Below are 473 nucleotides of genomic sequence, written 5' to 3' on the forward strand. Positions count from 1 at the left end.
AACTACATCATGTTGAAAGATAAAGACTACGTGATTTCAGACGGTCAGGCGTTGATCGTTGATTCCTTTACGGGGCGGATCATGGATGGTCGGCGCTTCTCAGACGGGTTACACCAAGCAATTGAAGCTAAGGAACACGTTGAGATTCAAGAAGAAACCAAGACGATGGCGAATATCACGTACCAAAACTTATTCCGGATGTACAAAAAGTTATCTGGGATGACTGGGACGGCCAAGACGGAACAAGAAGAATTCCGCGAAATCTATAACATGGAAGTTATTACGATTCCAACAAACCGCCCGATGATTCGTGATGACCGTTCAGATTTGCTTTACCCAACGTTACAAAGCAAATTCAACGCGGTCGTTAAAGAAATCAAACAACTCCATGAAAAGGGCCAACCAATGTTAATTGGGACCGTTGCCGTGGAAACGTCAGAATACTTGTCGCATCGCTTGGATGAGGAAAACAT

Annotated in this window: 1 protein-coding gene; it reads left to right on the forward strand. The window is 44.2% G+C overall.

The genetic code is table 11. The annotated features are described in order from the left end of the window. Positions 1-473 (forward strand): preprotein translocase subunit SecA (locus C1I98_RS46585; protein ID WP_497846374.1); only part of this gene is annotated, 473 nt, incomplete at both ends.

This window comes from Spongiactinospora gelatinilytica, from assembly GCF_003236385.1.
Classification (GTDB): Bacteria; Actinomycetota; Actinomycetes; order Streptosporangiales; family Streptosporangiaceae; genus Spongiactinospora; species Spongiactinospora gelatinilytica.